This window comes from Chitinophaga dinghuensis (genome assembly GCF_003259435.1).
Classification (GTDB): Bacteria; Bacteroidota; Bacteroidia; order Chitinophagales; family Chitinophagaceae; genus Chitinophaga; species Chitinophaga dinghuensis.
Window position 1 is genome coordinate 43,115 of the sequence record NZ_QLMA01000011.1, and the last position, 14,273, is coordinate 57,387.

The following is a 14,273-nucleotide window of genomic DNA, read 5'->3' on the forward strand; positions in this document are numbered from 1 at the left end:
AACATAAATTATAAACTTTTCAGGGCTTTCTTTATCAGCTCTTCCAAGTTTTGCAATAGTGGTTCATTTTTCATCACTTTCGTGATTGCCGATTCCGCCATGTTTCGGGCAATACCCAAAGTAACCAGTGCATTTAACGCATCTTCTTGGATTGTATTGTCTACAGGCAGAGATAAATGTATAGGATTCTCTTTTCCTTTCTTCACTTTGTCTTTCAGCTCGAGAATGACACGCTTGGCAGTTTTTGCGCCGATACCTTTGACGCTTTCGAGCATTTTCTCATTTTCCATTAAGATAGCCCGGGTAATATCCTCCGGTTGAAGAGAAGACAACATCATGCGGGCAGTGTTGGCGCCAATTCCGGAAACGCTTATCAGCAGTAGGAACAGACTTTTCTCAGATTCTTCAAAAAAGCCATACAGGGTATGACCATCTTCCTTAATATGCAGCCAGGTGAGCAATTTACAGGATTCCAGGTCCGAAATACGGGAATATGTATTCAAACTTATCTGGACTTCATAACCGACCCCATTTACATCAATGTACACCAGAGCAGGGGATTTGTAAGCCAATTTTCCAGACAAATAAGCAATCATAGAAGGTAAAGGTTCAGTAATTTAGTAAAACTTACGGAAAATATTTAAAATTCAAATTTCCCGGATACCGGCAAAGATGCTAACTTTTAACGGATTGTCAATCCCTTAGATTGCATCATATTCGACTTTTTTAGGAAATATTCGCAGATGTCGTATTTTTACGCCTCGATTTAAACACATATTTAATTCATATGAATAAAATTACGGCCGCTATTACAGCGGTGGGTGGCTATGTTCCTGATTACGTTCTTACCAATAAGGAGCTGGAGAAATTAGTCGACACAACAGATGATTGGATTCTTACCCGTACAGGTATTTCTGAAAGAAGAATCCTGAAAGGTGAAGGCAAAGGTACTTCTGATCTGTGCGTACCTGTGGCGCTGGAAATCTGCAAAAAACGAGGCATTACTCCTGAAGATATTGATCTGCTCATTGTAGCTACGGTTACTCCAGACATGACCTTCCCTGCTACAGCCAACGTAGTTACTGATAAAATCGGCGCTAAAAATGCATTTGGCTTCGATATCAGCGCTGCCTGTTCCGGATTCCTCTATGCCCTGGATACTGGCGCACGCTTCATCGAAAGCGGCCGCTACAAAAAAGTAATGGTTATCGGTGCAGATAAAATGAGTTCCATTATCGACTATACTGACAGAACTACCTGCATCATCTTCGGTGATGGCGCTGCCGGTGTATTGCTCGAACCAAATACAGAAGGTTATGGCCTGGTAGACAGCATCCTGAAAAGCGATGGCCATGGTAGAGAATACCTGCACATGAAAGCCGGTGGCTCTGTTAAACCAGCTTCCATTGAAACGGTAACCAACCGCGAACACTATGTATACCAGGAAGGTAAAATGGTATTTAAATATGCCGTTTCCAACATGGCCGAAGCTGCCAAAGATATCATGAACCGTAATCACCTTACCGCAGACGATATCGCATGGCTCGTTCCTCACCAAGCAAACAAACGTATCATCAATGCTACCTCTCAGTACATTGATCTGCCAGATGCGAAAGTGATGATGAACATTCACAAATATGGTAATACCACTGCAGGAACTATTCCTCTCTGCCTCTGGGATTACGAAAAACAACTGAAAAAAGGTGATAACCTGATTCTTGCCGCTTTCGGTGGCGGTTTCACCTGGGGCTCCAGCTACATTAAATGGGCCTACGACGGAGATAAAATCTAAGCCGACGTTCAGAAAAAATGTTTGATTTCAATATACAGAAGGGATGCTCAAAGCATCCCTTCCATTTTTTTCATGCCTGCCGCCACCAGATCATTTTGTACTCATCCCTGGCGATTCAATAATCACTTTATAAATATCCTTCTCCCGGAATGGCTTCAATAACCAGCCATTAAAACCAGCCTTTTTAAACCGGATCTCATCCTCTGGATTGATATTTCCTGTCAGCGCAAATACCTTTACTGCTGCCTTTTCCGGATCACTATCTTTACGAATGGCTTCTATCACCTCTAACCCGCTCATCTCCGGCATCTGCAAATCCAGTAATACCAGATCATAACGATATTGCCGGAATAATTCCAATGCGCTCACTCCGTTCGTAGCCATATCAAACCTGCATTTCCAACGGGTAAGTATCATTTTCAGCAGTAACAAATTCATTTCCTGATCATCCGCAGCCAATACATAACGTCCTTCCATAGTGGCGCCAGTAGCCTCACTCACATCTTTCATATTATTGGAAACCATTAACGGTACTTCTACTCTTTCATACGGAACCCTGAAAACGAACGTGGTTCCTTTATCCTCCTCGCTGGAAACGGAAATATCTCCTCCCTGCATGGTCACCAACCGTTTGGTGATAGCCAACCCAAGTCCTGTCCCCTTCCCTTTCCGGCGAGCGCTGTCTGTCTGGTAAAAACGTTCAAAGAGATGCTGCTGCGCTGCTGCACTAATACCTTCTCCCGTATCTGTTACCTGCATTTCAAACAACCAGTGCTTATCATCCTGAGGCCCCAATGTGGCAGATAAAGTAATAGTCCCCTTATCAGTATATTTCACCGCATTGCTGATCAGATTAAGCATAATTTGTTTCAATCGGAACACATCTCCGTTTGCCTGTCCATTTTTATCTCCTTCAAAACTGACATTGAACTCCAAATGCTTCTTCATGGCCTGTATACGCATCATATCAGCGACTTCATTAAATACCTGATAAGGCATAAAATGCTGCAATGTGAGGGGAATATAATCCTGTTCCAACTTGGAGAAGTCCAGTACGTCATTTACCACCTGTATCAGCATATTGGTGGACGTTTCAATGGAATGTACGATACGCTGCTGCTCTCCTGTTAATTGTGTAAAGGTTAATTGTTCGGTGAAACCTGCTACAGAGTTGAGTGGCGTTCTCATTTCATGGCTCATGTTATTCAGGAAGTCAGTACGAATACGGGTTTGCTCTTCTGCCAATAATTTTCCCTGCTTTAACAAGCGGTTATTTTTCCGGATGAACCATGCCGCACCGGCAATCGCCGCAAGGCACAGCAATAAAGCAATCAGCCCAAACCATACAATCGAAATCATCTGCTGCGCACTACCAGCTACAATACCGTGGGCCATAGACTTCTTCTCTCTTCCTTGTTTTTCTGCAAATGAACGTAAGGATATCAGCAATTGCTTCATCTCATTCATCATAGCCACATTGGTGGTAACTAAGGCAGACTCCTGCTGATTGATCTGCAACCGGTTGGCCAATTGCTTACGTAACATGTTCTTGTAATAATCATTTACGCCCGTCACTACATTTTTCAATTGCTCGGCATCATATTTCTCTTTATCAATGACGCGACCATCTTTCGTTTTGACAAGTATCTTCACCTGCGATTTAATAGTATCGCTGTTTTTCTTGTTGGAAAGCGCATTGCCTAATCTTTTAAACAGTCCTTTCTTCGCTACCTGTGCCTGGGGCTGAGCAGTATTGACTGTATCCATTGTTACCTTCTCTTTCTTCACCTGGTTCACCTTATACCGACGAATGCCATTGAGCAAACGCTCCAGTAAATCATTCTTTAATGTGCCAGCCAGCATAGCATCTGTGGTTTTCTTTAAATCGCCGATCCTGCCGGAAATATCCTGCTTTTGCTGAATCAGCGAATCAAAATGAGCATCCGGCCCAGATGTAGCAAAACTATGACTGATGGAATCTACAAGAGATAGAACAGTTCCCAATTCCGAAGAAAAAGACGCCAGATGCTGACGGTTATACATGACCGTATACAACCGAAAATTACTTTCCGCATCATTTAATACAAACAAGGCCGAATCCATTAAATGTATACCAGGATTCTCCAACATCAAGGTGTCTGTGGCATTCAACAATCGATGTGCGCTGGTTCGGTGTACTTTGTATCCGTAGAAAAACAGGGCAACCAGCAATGTAAAAATTAATGCCAGCGACAGTACAAAAAGGAATAACGACTTACGCATAAAAATGGAGTGATTACGTGAATACGGAATCCAACTCAGTAGATATGGCTGTTACGGGGGTACGAGGAACGATATCAATAAAAATACAATAAATTAAAACAATTACCACACCCCTGACTTTATTAATTCGGGGTCCTGATAATCAGTATATTATTCATTTGAAAAATTATACGGCTGCGGGCAAAGCCAATGTAATAGTGATGTATCTGTCACCTCCCACTTCCGCCTGAATATCCCCACGCATACGAATGGCAAAATCGCGACTCACCGCCATCCCTAATGCACGTATATCCCGCTGCCAGGCAAACATTCCTTCTGCAATATCTGTCCCGTTCTTCCCGGCGTCTATGGCAACCGATATGTATATCAGTTGCTCATCCGGCCATGCATCCATGATGATCAGGCTATCTTTTACAGCATTGCGTTGTGCCGCCAGCAATATATGTCGACTAACAAACTGTAACATCTCACTATCTGCCATCACTGCGGTACCATCGGGAATTCTATCTACTACTGATAATGTGGGAGATGTATCTGCAGCAAACATGCTGGGTATCATATGCTGCATCAGTTCTCCCATGTCACATGCAACAGGCATATAGACATATCCAGCCAATTGCAATTTTATCCAGCGTAATACATTTTCAAATACCTCCAGCGTTCTATGAGATGACTCTCCAATACGCCGCATTGCCGTCAGCATTTCTTCCCGGGTCATAGTCCCACTACTCAACTGATCTGCTACGACTGTTATCTGTTGCAAGGGTTCTCTGAAGTCGTTAGCAATAATAGAAATCAGTTTGTTTTTAAATTCGTCCAGCGATTTAAGCGTAGCATTTTTTTCAGAGATATCTGCATAACCTTTTGTCAGTTCCTCTTCCTGCCTTCTGGACCTGCGGAAATGCAGATACCGGCTAAGTATCAGTATCAACATCAATATGGTAACAATGATAGCGCCGGCTGTGAGTAACTGCGTATTTTTCTTCTCCTGTATTTTTTGCTGAATGGCCTCCTGCTGCAGCTTGTTTTTCATGGCAAGCGCTTCGCCTGTTCTTTGTTTCAACAAGTACTCCAGATAATTGATACTATCCTTAGAGGTATCAGGGGTTTTCGCCAGTTGGTATATTTCCTCTCTTGTCATTTTGTTGGATAGACGAGGCTTCTCGGCATAGGCTGCCTGCATGCTGTATATCAGACAACACCAAATACACAAAACATATTTATATTTTACAGACAATCCCATAATTATCAGGTTGAAGGCGCTGGCGGTAAGCTATAGAAAAAGGTCGCGCCTTTTTCTGTGTTATTCACTGCGCCTATATGGCCATGCATCTTCTCTATAAAATCTTTACAAATAATGAGCGCGATGCCAGCTCCTTTATTCTTACGACCTTTCGCAGTGGTGGTTTGTTCCACCGAAAACAGATTAGGTAAAACTGTCGTATCGATTCCACTTCCCTCATCTGATACCGACACTGAAATCACCTCATTCTTACGTATAGCCGTCACTGTTATCGTTGCTCCTTGTTGCGAAAATTTGGCTGCATTATGGAGAAAATTACGATGTACAAACTGCAACATTTCATAGTCTGCCAGCACGCTGATCGTCTCATCCATATTGATTTTCACTTGTATCTGTTTTTCTGCCAGCAGATGAACTGCCGGTATAGTAGCGTTAATCAGATCCTTTATTACACAGGATTTCGGCTGATATACAAAACCACTCAGCTGAGTATGCATCCAACGTAATATGCCATCAAACACCTGCAAGGTGGTTTGCGCCCGCACATCCACTTGCAGAATCATGTCTTTGGCTGTATCCAGCGGAATCGCGTCTTCCTCTACAAAATTGCTGATGCTGATAATATTATTCAAAGGACTGCGAAAATCATGCGCAATCAGGGATATCAGTTTATTTTTAAAATCATCATTTATTTTCAACTGCTCTGCTCTTTCCTTCAGTTCCCGTTGCATTAATGCCAGCTTGCGGGAATTACTCCGGGATATACGATATGCCTGGAAAATGTGTATCAGTAAGGAGGTAAGGAGAATTAACATCACTAGCAGGAATATCAAAAAGTATCGCCAGTAGATATTTTCTGTACTCTTTGTTTCCAATAATCTTCGTTGATAGAGATGTTGTAGTTTCAGAGAATCGAGCCGATGATCTGCCGCTGCAAAATCCATGAAAATAGCAGCGCCTGATTTCCTGGTATCATCGTCCTGAAGGAGTATCTGCTTCAGCAAACCAACGTAATAATCTGCATGAACAGTATCTTGCCGATGCATACTATGCTCATACAATTTGATGAGTGTTTGTCGCATCAGTCCACCATAACCGCCTTTTAATGCATAATCCAATGCCTTATGATAATATAGCAGGCTATCGGGTTGTTTCAGGGCAGATTTATATCCTGCCATTTGCAAACTACCATACAAGGCCATGTAATTGAGTCCTGTTGCAGCGGCAGTATCTATTACTTTATCAATACTATGAAAAGCCTCCTCCAATTGTCCGCCTTGCGCTTTTTCATTCGCCTGCAATAAACGTGCGTATAATATCTCCCGGAAGTCGTGATATCTGACGGCTATTTCAGCAGCTTCCGATAATGCGGCAACGGCTGCCACATGGCTACTCACGCTGGTATCTGCGGCATGCATGATATAATAGTTGGCCAGCACCAATGCCCGGAGGGAATCGTTTTGCGCTTCTTTTATACGTTCCAGCGCAATATCTATCATACTCAATGCTTCCTGTCGCTGCCCAAGAAACTGATGATAAATGGCGATGTTCATGAGGCTCATGGCCACACTGGCAGAATCGCCTTCTTCACGGGCGGCAGTAAGACTTTCATTGTAAAAAATGTAGGAGAGGTAGCGATTGGGTTTAAAGGCATAATAGCTACCCAGGTTTCTCAATCCAGTTATCAAGCCCGCATCATAGTTGATATTTCCAGCCATTTTAACGGCTTTATTGGCATATTCGCCACAACTGTCCAGCTGACAAGCCTGGTATAAAACAGCCAGCCTGTTCAGTCCGTCCACGTAGGCTTTGCTATCCTTTGTTTGCTCCAATGCCTTACGCAGCCTGGCAATATCAGCTGTCTGCGCTTTTGATGAAAAGGCTGGCAGCAGTAGCAAAAGTATAATCGGAATTTTCTTCAGATATGGAAACAACTCAATCATGCATGCATATTGCATGACTCAAAATAATTAAAAAATCGCGAAAATCGCAGTAGACACAGCTGTTCATTTGCATTGAAGTAAAAATGAACAAAATGAACAGCTGAAGAAGATAATGAACAAATGAAAACGAGAACGAAAATTAAATTTCGAAAACGAGACCTTTTCTTTTTAACTGGTCATATTTATCCGCATCAAAGCGGTACAGATGCGCCCCCTTCTTACTGGACGTTTTATCCTTCTCTTCCAGTTTCTCCATTACATCCAGTGATAAAATCTTTTTCCGGAAGTTTCTCTTATCCAGTGTACGACCATAAATTTCTTCATACAGACTACGTAACTGAGACAAGGTGAATTTCTCCGGCAGCAGTTCAAAGCCAATCGGATGGAACTGTGCATTATCGCGGAGTTTCACGAGCGCGTCTTCAATCATTTTCTTATGGTCGAAGATAAGTTCAGGCATATTTTCCAGCTCCAGCCAGTGTGCACCATGTTCCTGGGCCAGAGGCTTATCATGATCCTTGATACGAATCAGCGCGTAATAAGCCACGGAAATTACCCTGGCGCCGGTATCCCGACCTACTTCGCCATAACAGTGCAACTGATCCATATAAATATCGTCCAACCCTGTCGTCAGTTTCAATACACGGGCCGCCGCATCGTCGGTACTTTCGTCTGCCTGCACAAATCCGCCTACCAAAGACCATTCTCCGGCCATTGGCGCTACTTTACGCTTTATGACCAGCAACTTCAGCTTGCCTTCATCGAAGCCGAAAATGATACAGTCTACTGCTACCAGATGTCTGGGTGCTTTACTATAAAAAGAAGCCGCATTCATATACTATACGATTGTCCTGAAAATATGTGTTCAAAAATAATATAATGAATATTAAAATGAACTAATTCTTATTAGTATAACGATTGAAATCAGTAGAAGGTACTTTTTTTATTCCCAACTGACGCAACATATGGACCATCTGACCCCGGTGAAAAGTACTGTGGTTACAAACATGCATCAGGATATCCTCTACCTGCATCTTGTAATGCTCATTCTTTTGACGGGTAAAAGCCACTACATGACCAAGTCTGGCCGGAGTAGCCGCAACCACCCATTCTGCCAGTTGCTTCGACTGCCGAACCCATGCAGAGCAAGCATCCTGGAAGGCGCCTATGTAGTCGTCTCCCGGTCTTATTGGCTTTTCTACCAGCAACAAACGCTGATACCAGGTACTCTCCGCATTCCAGACATGTAATACCGTATCTCTTAGAGTTCCGAAACTACCGCCCAGATCCTGTTCCGACTGCTCCGGAGTCAATTTTAACAAAGTTGTCACTATTTCATTGTTTGCCCAATGATTATAGGCTGTATATTTTTGCAGGAGTTGTTTCATCTTTATTGCGTGATTTCAGATGCAAGAAAACGGGAACAATTTACAAAACAATCATCACTATGCCTTACTCCCTAACCTACTTGTACAGGTGTTTATGCTGGAATATCCCCCGTATCACCGACTACCAGCGGTTTCCTTCTGCTCCGGTTAATAACGGCCCCAATACAACTCCGCTGGAATATGGTCCGGCCTATCCGCTGCCCGCTCAATGGCAATGGAAACACCGGGGCCTCCCTGTTGCCGGTTCTCCCACCAATTTTCTCACCGACACAGGAACTACCGCCTTCCTGATCTTACAACATGGTAAAATCATTGAGGAACAGTACTTCAATGGGTATAATGCCGACGCTGTTAATACTTCCTTTTCTGTTGCCAAATCCATCACTTCCGCATTGGTGGGTATTGCCATCCGGGAAGGAGCCATTGGCAGCGTACAGGATAGTATGGCGGCCTACCTGCCTGAATTTGACCGCCAGGGATACCGCGATATCACTATAGAACATTTACTGCAAATGAGATCCGGACTTGCATATAGGGAAGGCGTCACTCCCTGGTCGGACGACGGACTCGTTTATTATGGCCTGGATCTCCGTAAACAAGCCCTCAAAGCCAGGTTGGAATATACGCCGGGAACCGCTTATCACTATTGCAATTACAACCTGCTGCTCCTGGGAATGATACTGGAAAGAACCACCGGAATGCCAGTGGCACAATACCTCAGCGAACGCGTCTGGCAGCCGATGGGCGCAGAAATGCCAGCCAGCTGGAGTACCGACAGTCGCCCATCCCACTTCGCAAAAATGGAAAGTGGTATTAATACTACCGCCCGCTCCTTTGCACAATTCGGACAATTATACCTGCAGCAGGGGTACATGAACGGCCAACAGATTATTCCGGCCGATTGGATACAGGCTTCCGTAAAAGCGCCGGCAGAAAAGGCAGATACTGCCCGGTTTATGAGCCGGATGGTGCCGCCTCTTTGTAAGTGGAGTGCGGCCCCACATGGCTACTATGGCTATCTCTGGTGGGGATATCAGATCGATCCGCACAATTTTGATTACTTTGCGATGGGCGTCAAAGGTCAGTTTATTTATGTTTGTCCCCGTAAACAGGCTGTTATTGTGCGTTTCGGAAAGCAATGGGGAAAGATAGACTGGTGGCCCGAACTCTTCAAACAAATTGCAGATACACTGGAAAATTAAAGTATATGGAAAATATCACGGTAAGGGTTGCACGAAAAGAAGATTGTCCACGTTTACTGGAACTCATCCGGGAACTGGCGGAATATGAAAATGCGCCGCAGGAAGTAACAGTTACCCTGGACCATTTTGAAGAACAAGGTTTCGGCGCTAACCCAGTGTGGAAGGCATTTGTAGCTGTTACAGAAGTGGATGGTAAGGAATTCATTGCCGGTTTCGCGCTCTACTATATCCGTTATTCCACCTGGAAAGGCAGCCGCTTATACCTGGAAGATCTCATTGTTACAGAACAATGGAGAGGAAAGAAAATTGGGGAGATGCTGTTTAATCAACTCTTCCAGGAAGCCAAAGAGAAACAGTTTAGTGGCATCACTTTCCAGGTGCTGGAATGGAATGAACCTGCTATTAATTTCTATAAAAAATTCCAGGCGAAATTCGATCCGGAGTGGATTAATGTCAGCATTGAAATGCAGCAATCATCCCGCTCATAACAATCCACGCTTTTCGTATATGTTTCATCGTTAATATTGGGAATATCCATTTTGTTATGAACATACTCAATGATTTCAGAAACCTGAATGACGAACCTACTGACAAGATTTGTAATACTTTCAATCTGGCTTTCAGCGACTACGTTGTTCCGTTTCACCTAACCAATGCCGTACTGGAAGAGAAAATGAAACTGGAAAACCTCCAGCGTCATTATTCCATAGGCGCCTTTAATGGCAATGAACTGGCAGGATTTATCCTGCAAGGACCAGACGACAATCACCATCCCAAAGTGCTCTATAATGGCGGCACCGGCGTTATTCCCGGGTTCCGCGGACAACAGCTCGTCAGAAAAATGTACGATGCCTTTATTCCCAGCTACCAGGAAAAGGGAATTCGCACTTTAAAGCTGGAAGTGATTGTGGCCAATACAACTGCCGTTAAAACCTACGAAAAGACCGGTTTTGAAAAAAAACGTTTTTTCCAATGTTTTAAGGGAGACATCACCCTGAACAGGCCGCTGAATGCCATCGAAATCGTCCAGCAGCCGGAGCCCAACTGGGCATTATATTCCTTGTTTATGGATATGGAGCCCTCCTGGAGTAATCTTCCGGGGAGCATTCAGCGGGAAGTGACGACAGTTACCTGGGAAGCACATATCAATGGCGAAGTTGCAGGATTTATCAGCGTCAATACGCCCACAAAACGTATTCGCAATTTGGCAGTAGCCCGTAAATACCGACGCCAGGGCGTTGCCAGCGCTTTACTGCAACATGTGGCTACTACCCTTGAGGGCACATTCACTATCATCAATATTGAAGAAAATGTAGAAGGAATGGCCGCTTTCCTGGAAAAAGCAGGTATGACCAATTACCTGAACCAATATGAAATGACCCTTTCTATTTAAGCACAAAAAAGGCGACATCAAAAATGTCGCCTTCAATGATATCCTAAAAATCGAACCTTCAGAGGTTCGATTTTTTTTGTCTTATTTATTCTCGATTCCGTTTACAACGGCTTCTTTGTGAATTTTCAGTACCAGTCCCTGTAACACTTTACCAGGGCCTACTTCAGTAAATTCAGTTGCACCGTCTGCCACCATTGCCTGTACAGATTGTGTCCATCTAACAGCGCCAGTGAGCTGATCGATCAGGTTTTGTTTGATTTCAGCAGGTTCAGTAACAGCTTTCGCCACTACGTTCTGGTATACAGGACAGTTAGGTGTGTTGAAAGTAGCAGTTTCGATTGCAGCTTTCAGTTCTTCTTTAGCAGGAGCCATCAGCGGAGAGTGGAAAGCGCCACCTACAGGCAGTACCAGCGCACGTTTTGCACCAGCGGCTTTCATTCTTTCGCAAGCAACTTCAATGCCTTTTACAGAACCGGAAATTACCAGCTGACCAGGACAGTTAAAGTTCGCAGCTACTACTACTTCGCCGGTTTCAGCGGCAACAGCAGCACAGATTTCTTCCACTTTTGCATCTTCCAAACCGAGGATAGCCGCCATTGTAGAAGGTTGCAGCTCACATGCCTTTTGCATGGCATTAGCACGGATGGCTACCAGTTTCAGGGCCTCTTCGAAAGACAGGGTACCATTTGCTACCAGGGCAGAGAATTCTCCCAGGGAGTGACCCGCTACCATTTCTGGCTGACCATGTTCAGTGCAAAGGAAACCAATTACCGCATGCAGGAATACTGCTGGCTGAGTAACTTTGGTTTGCTTCAGATCTTCTTCTGTTCCAGAGAACATTATATCAGAAATGCGGAAACCCAGGATTTCATTGGCACGCTCGAACAGCTCTTTAGCTTTTGCGTTGGTGTCATACAGGTTTTTGCCCATCCCCGGGAACTGTGAACCTTGTCCGGGAAATACGAAAGCATGCTTCATTTTGGTTATCGTATTAAGATGAATTTCAAATAAAAAATATTTCAAATATACAATCTATTAAATTTTAATGGAAATCTATAGATTGGATGTCGAATTGGTTTTTTCAGACTGCAAATAAAAGAGAAAAACAGGTAGCATTAAAAAATTAAATGAACGCCGGTAGGGCGTTCATTTAATAAAAAGTTAGGAGGGATATTCCTATTTGCCTATCAGTTTGAGGAATTCTGCGCGGGTAGCACCTTCCAGGAACTGGCCGCTGAAAGCGGAAGTGGTGGTTACCGAATTTTGTTTTTGCACACCGCGCATCATCATGCAAAGGTGTTGCGCTTCGATGACAACACCCACGCCTTGTGGCTCCAGGGCTTCCTGGATAGCATCCAGGATTTGGTGTGTCAGGCGCTCCTGTACCTGTAAACGACGTGCGAACACATCTACTACGCGGGCCAGTTTGCTCAAACCGGTGATATAACCATTAGGAATATAGGCTACATGCGCTTTACCGAAGAAAGGCAACATATGGTGCTCACACATGGAATACAACTCAATATCTTTCACAATCACCATTTCACTATATGCTTCCGTGAACTTAGCGCCATGGAGGATAGCCTTCGCGTCTTGCTGGTAGCCCTGCGTGAGAAACTGCATAGCCTTCGCCATACGCTCAGGAGTTTTCACCAGACCTTCCCTTTCCGAGTCTTCTCCCAACAATTCCAGGCATTCTTTGTAATTAGCCATTAGTCCTGTGGTTGTCAGCTCGTCATAGCTGTCATTCTTATGATACGCCATCCTTATATGTTTTAGTTCGAAAATGCTAGGCCTGTTGGCTGGTACTGATTACTTACCACCAAAATATTCCACATATATACGTGGAGTTTCATATAACTTGATGCAATGGAGCTCTATTTCAGAAGGCAGATGTAACGCTAACTGATCCCAGATAGCGATAGCCAGGTTTTCGGCAGAAGTAAACTTACCTGCCATGAAATCCACATCCAGATTCAGATTTCGGTGATCGATCTTTTCAATAATTACATCCCTGATGATTACTCCCAATGTTTTGGCATTGAAAACAAACCCCGTTTCAGGATCAGGATTGCCTTTTATAGTGACATGCAGTTCGTAATTATGCCCGTGCCAGTTTACATTGGCGCATTTTCCAAAAACTTCCTCGTTCTTTTCTGCACTCCAGTTCGGGTTAGACAACTTATGCGCTGCATTAAAGTTCTCTACTCGCGTTAAATAAATCATTATTGCAAATAAATTTTGCGCAAATTTACCACTATTCCTTGAGTGTATCCAAATAACCACAATTCTTGTCAATTGTTTTACACTTCAGCCATTCTTTTTTGACGTACATTTATCCCATGAAAATACTGGTCACAGCGGCTACCACACTGGAAATCCAGCCATTTTTGCATTTCCTGGAGCATAATAGCCAACGCGTTTCAAATCATAAATACCGATTATCTGTCTGTGAGATAGACGTCCTCATTGCCGGAATAGGTATGATGCATACGGCCTATAGTTTAGGGAGATACCTGTCGCTCCACACACCCCATGTCGCCATCCAGGCGGGTATTGGAGGCACCTTCCGGAAAGATTGGCCCCTGGGCAGCGTAGTAGCTATCGAAAAAGAATACCTCGCCGACCTCGGCGCTGAAGACAATGATCAGTTTAAAGATTTATTTGATATAAACCTCTGGCAGCCAGACCAGACTCCATTTACAGGGATCAGCCTGGTAAACAACTTCTGCGCTTGGCCCTTGCCAGTAGAATTACCCGCCGCCACAGGAGTGTCTGTAAACCTGGTTAGCGGCAGCGCCCCTACCATTGCGCGACTGGAAGCCAAATACCAACCGGAAGTGGAAAGCATGGAAGGCGCCGCATTTCATTATGCCTGCCTGGAACAAAATATTCCATTCCTCCAACTGCGCAGCCTCTCCAACTATGTGGAAATCAGGGATAAAAGCAAATGGCAAATCCCCCAGGCGGTAAAAAGTCTCAATGAAACATTGACACACACTGTTCAGCAACTGGCGGAACACTATTCTGTTGCAATTAAAAACTTTTGA

Annotated in this window: 14 protein-coding genes; 5 read left to right on the forward strand and 9 right to left on the reverse strand. The window is 44.0% G+C overall.

Annotated features, from left to right (window positions below; genetic code table 11):
• Positions 1–8: 8 nt before the first annotated feature.
• Positions 9–596 (reverse strand): Holliday junction branch migration protein RuvA, encoded by a 588-nt coding sequence (gene ruvA / locus CLV59_RS26620; protein WP_111595150.1) that lies wholly within the window; start codon positions 594–596, stop codon positions 9–11.
• 191 nt (positions 597–787) lie between these two features.
• On the opposite strand from ruvA, the gene CLV59_RS26625 reads away from it, so the two are divergent.
• Positions 788–1,792, forward strand: coding sequence for a beta-ketoacyl-ACP synthase III (locus tag CLV59_RS26625; protein WP_111595151.1), 1,005 nt, complete (start codon positions 788–790; stop codon positions 1,790–1,792).
• Between the two features lie 90 nt (positions 1,793–1,882).
• On the opposite strand, the gene CLV59_RS26630 is transcribed toward CLV59_RS26625, so the two are convergent.
• The 5 genes from CLV59_RS26630 to CLV59_RS26650 all read right to left on the reverse strand — a co-directional run bounded on the left by CLV59_RS26630 (position 1,883) and on the right by CLV59_RS26650 (position 8,628).
• On the reverse strand, positions 1,883–4,054 hold the full coding sequence (locus tag CLV59_RS26630; protein WP_111595152.1) for an ATP-binding protein: 2,172 nt from the start codon (positions 4,052–4,054) through the stop codon (positions 1,883–1,885).
• 166 nt (positions 4,055–4,220) lie between these two features.
• A complete protein-coding gene (locus tag CLV59_RS26635; protein ID WP_170137936.1) occupies positions 4,221–5,297 on the reverse strand; it encodes a sensor histidine kinase in 1,077 nt (358 codons plus the stop codon).
• A gap of 5 nt (positions 5,298–5,302) precedes the next feature.
• Positions 5,303–7,255 carry a sensor histidine kinase gene (locus CLV59_RS26640; RefSeq protein ID WP_111595154.1) on the reverse strand — a complete coding sequence of 651 codons (1,953 nt, stop codon included), beginning with the start codon at positions 7,253–7,255 and terminating at the stop codon, positions 5,303–5,305.
• A 124-nt stretch (positions 7,256–7,379) separates the two neighbouring features.
• On the reverse strand, positions 7,380–8,075 hold the full coding sequence (locus tag CLV59_RS26645) for an NUDIX hydrolase (RefSeq protein WP_111595155.1): 696 nt from the start codon (positions 8,073–8,075) through the stop codon (positions 7,380–7,382).
• A 61-nt stretch (positions 8,076–8,136) separates the two neighbouring features.
• Positions 8,137–8,628: a DinB family protein gene (locus CLV59_RS26650; protein WP_111595156.1), complete on the reverse strand. Its 492-nt coding sequence runs from the start codon at positions 8,626–8,628 to the stop codon at positions 8,137–8,139.
• 59 nt (positions 8,629–8,687) lie between these two features.
• On the opposite strand from CLV59_RS26650, the gene CLV59_RS26655 reads away from it, so the two are divergent.
• The 3 genes from CLV59_RS26655 to CLV59_RS26665 are packed head-to-tail and all read left to right on the forward strand — an operon-like array spanning position 8,688 to position 11,223.
• Complete coding sequence (locus tag CLV59_RS26655) at positions 8,688–9,830, forward strand: serine hydrolase domain-containing protein (protein ID WP_111595157.1); 1,143 nt, start codon at positions 8,688–8,690, stop codon at positions 9,828–9,830.
• Between the two features lie 5 nt (positions 9,831–9,835).
• Positions 9,836–10,318, forward strand: coding sequence for a GNAT family N-acetyltransferase (locus CLV59_RS26660; RefSeq protein ID WP_111595158.1), 483 nt, complete (start codon positions 9,836–9,838; stop codon positions 10,316–10,318).
• A 56-nt stretch (positions 10,319–10,374) separates the two neighbouring features.
• Entirely contained in the window at positions 10,375–11,223 is an 849-nt protein-coding gene (locus CLV59_RS26665; RefSeq protein WP_111595159.1) for a GNAT family N-acetyltransferase, read from the forward strand.
• An 81-nt stretch (positions 11,224–11,304) separates the two neighbouring features.
• Here CLV59_RS26665 and fabD read toward each other — a convergent pair whose 3' ends face one another.
• From fabD to CLV59_RS26680, 3 genes are all read right to left on the reverse strand, one after another.
• Positions 11,305–12,201 (reverse strand): ACP S-malonyltransferase, encoded by an 897-nt coding sequence (fabD, locus tag CLV59_RS26670; RefSeq protein ID WP_111595160.1) that lies wholly within the window; start codon positions 12,199–12,201, stop codon positions 11,305–11,307.
• 198 nt (positions 12,202–12,399) lie between these two features.
• A complete protein-coding gene (folE, locus tag CLV59_RS26675; protein ID WP_111595161.1) occupies positions 12,400–12,987 on the reverse strand; it encodes a GTP cyclohydrolase I FolE in 588 nt (195 codons plus the stop codon).
• A 48-nt stretch (positions 12,988–13,035) separates the two neighbouring features.
• The gene (locus CLV59_RS26680; protein WP_111595162.1) at positions 13,036–13,449 is read right to left on the reverse strand and encodes a 6-pyruvoyl trahydropterin synthase family protein; all 414 of its coding nucleotides are present in this window, start codon (positions 13,447–13,449) and stop codon (positions 13,036–13,038) included.
• 116 nt (positions 13,450–13,565) lie between these two features.
• On the opposite strand from CLV59_RS26680, the gene mqnB reads away from it, so the two are divergent.
• Complete coding sequence (gene mqnB, locus CLV59_RS26685; protein WP_146616333.1) at positions 13,566–14,273, forward strand: futalosine hydrolase; 708 nt, start codon at positions 13,566–13,568, stop codon at positions 14,271–14,273.

Excerpts from the sequence above, each read along its gene's own strand:
- CLV59_RS26655 (WP_111595157.1), top strand. The coding sequence starts at position 8,688 with ATGCCTTACTCCCTAACCTACTTGTACAGGTGTTTATGCTGGAATATC.
- CLV59_RS26665 (WP_111595159.1), top strand. The coding sequence starts at position 10,375 with ATGAACATACTCAATGATTTCAGAAACCTGAATGACGAACCTACTGAC.
- CLV59_RS26660 (WP_111595158.1), top strand. The coding sequence starts at position 9,836 with ATGGAAAATATCACGGTAAGGGTTGCACGAAAAGAAGATTGTCCACGT.
- CLV59_RS26650 (WP_111595156.1), bottom strand. The coding sequence starts at position 8,628 with ATGAAACAACTCCTGCAAAAATATACAGCCTATAATCATTGGGCAAAC.
- fabD (WP_111595160.1), bottom strand. The coding sequence starts at position 12,201 with ATGAAGCATGCTTTCGTATTTCCCGGACAAGGTTCACAGTTCCCGGGG.
- CLV59_RS26630 (WP_111595152.1), bottom strand. The coding sequence starts at position 4,054 with ATGCGTAAGTCGTTATTCCTTTTTGTACTGTCGCTGGCATTAATTTTT.
- CLV59_RS26635 (WP_170137936.1), bottom strand. The coding sequence starts at position 5,297 with ATGGGATTGTCTGTAAAATATAAATATGTTTTGTGTATTTGGTGTTGT.
- CLV59_RS26680 (WP_111595162.1), bottom strand. The coding sequence starts at position 13,449 with ATGATTTATTTAACGCGAGTAGAGAACTTTAATGCAGCGCATAAGTTG.
- mqnB (WP_146616333.1), top strand. The coding sequence starts at position 13,566 with ATGAAAATACTGGTCACAGCGGCTACCACACTGGAAATCCAGCCATTT.
- CLV59_RS26640 (WP_111595154.1), bottom strand. The coding sequence starts at position 7,255 with ATGCAATATGCATGCATGATTGAGTTGTTTCCATATCTGAAGAAAATT.
- ruvA (WP_111595150.1), bottom strand. The coding sequence starts at position 596 with ATGATTGCTTATTTGTCTGGAAAATTGGCTTACAAATCCCCTGCTCTG.
- folE (WP_111595161.1), bottom strand. The coding sequence starts at position 12,987 with ATGGCGTATCATAAGAATGACAGCTATGACGAGCTGACAACCACAGGA.
- CLV59_RS26625 (WP_111595151.1), top strand. The coding sequence starts at position 788 with ATGAATAAAATTACGGCCGCTATTACAGCGGTGGGTGGCTATGTTCCT.
- CLV59_RS26645 (WP_111595155.1), bottom strand. The coding sequence starts at position 8,075 with ATGAATGCGGCTTCTTTTTATAGTAAAGCACCCAGACATCTGGTAGCA.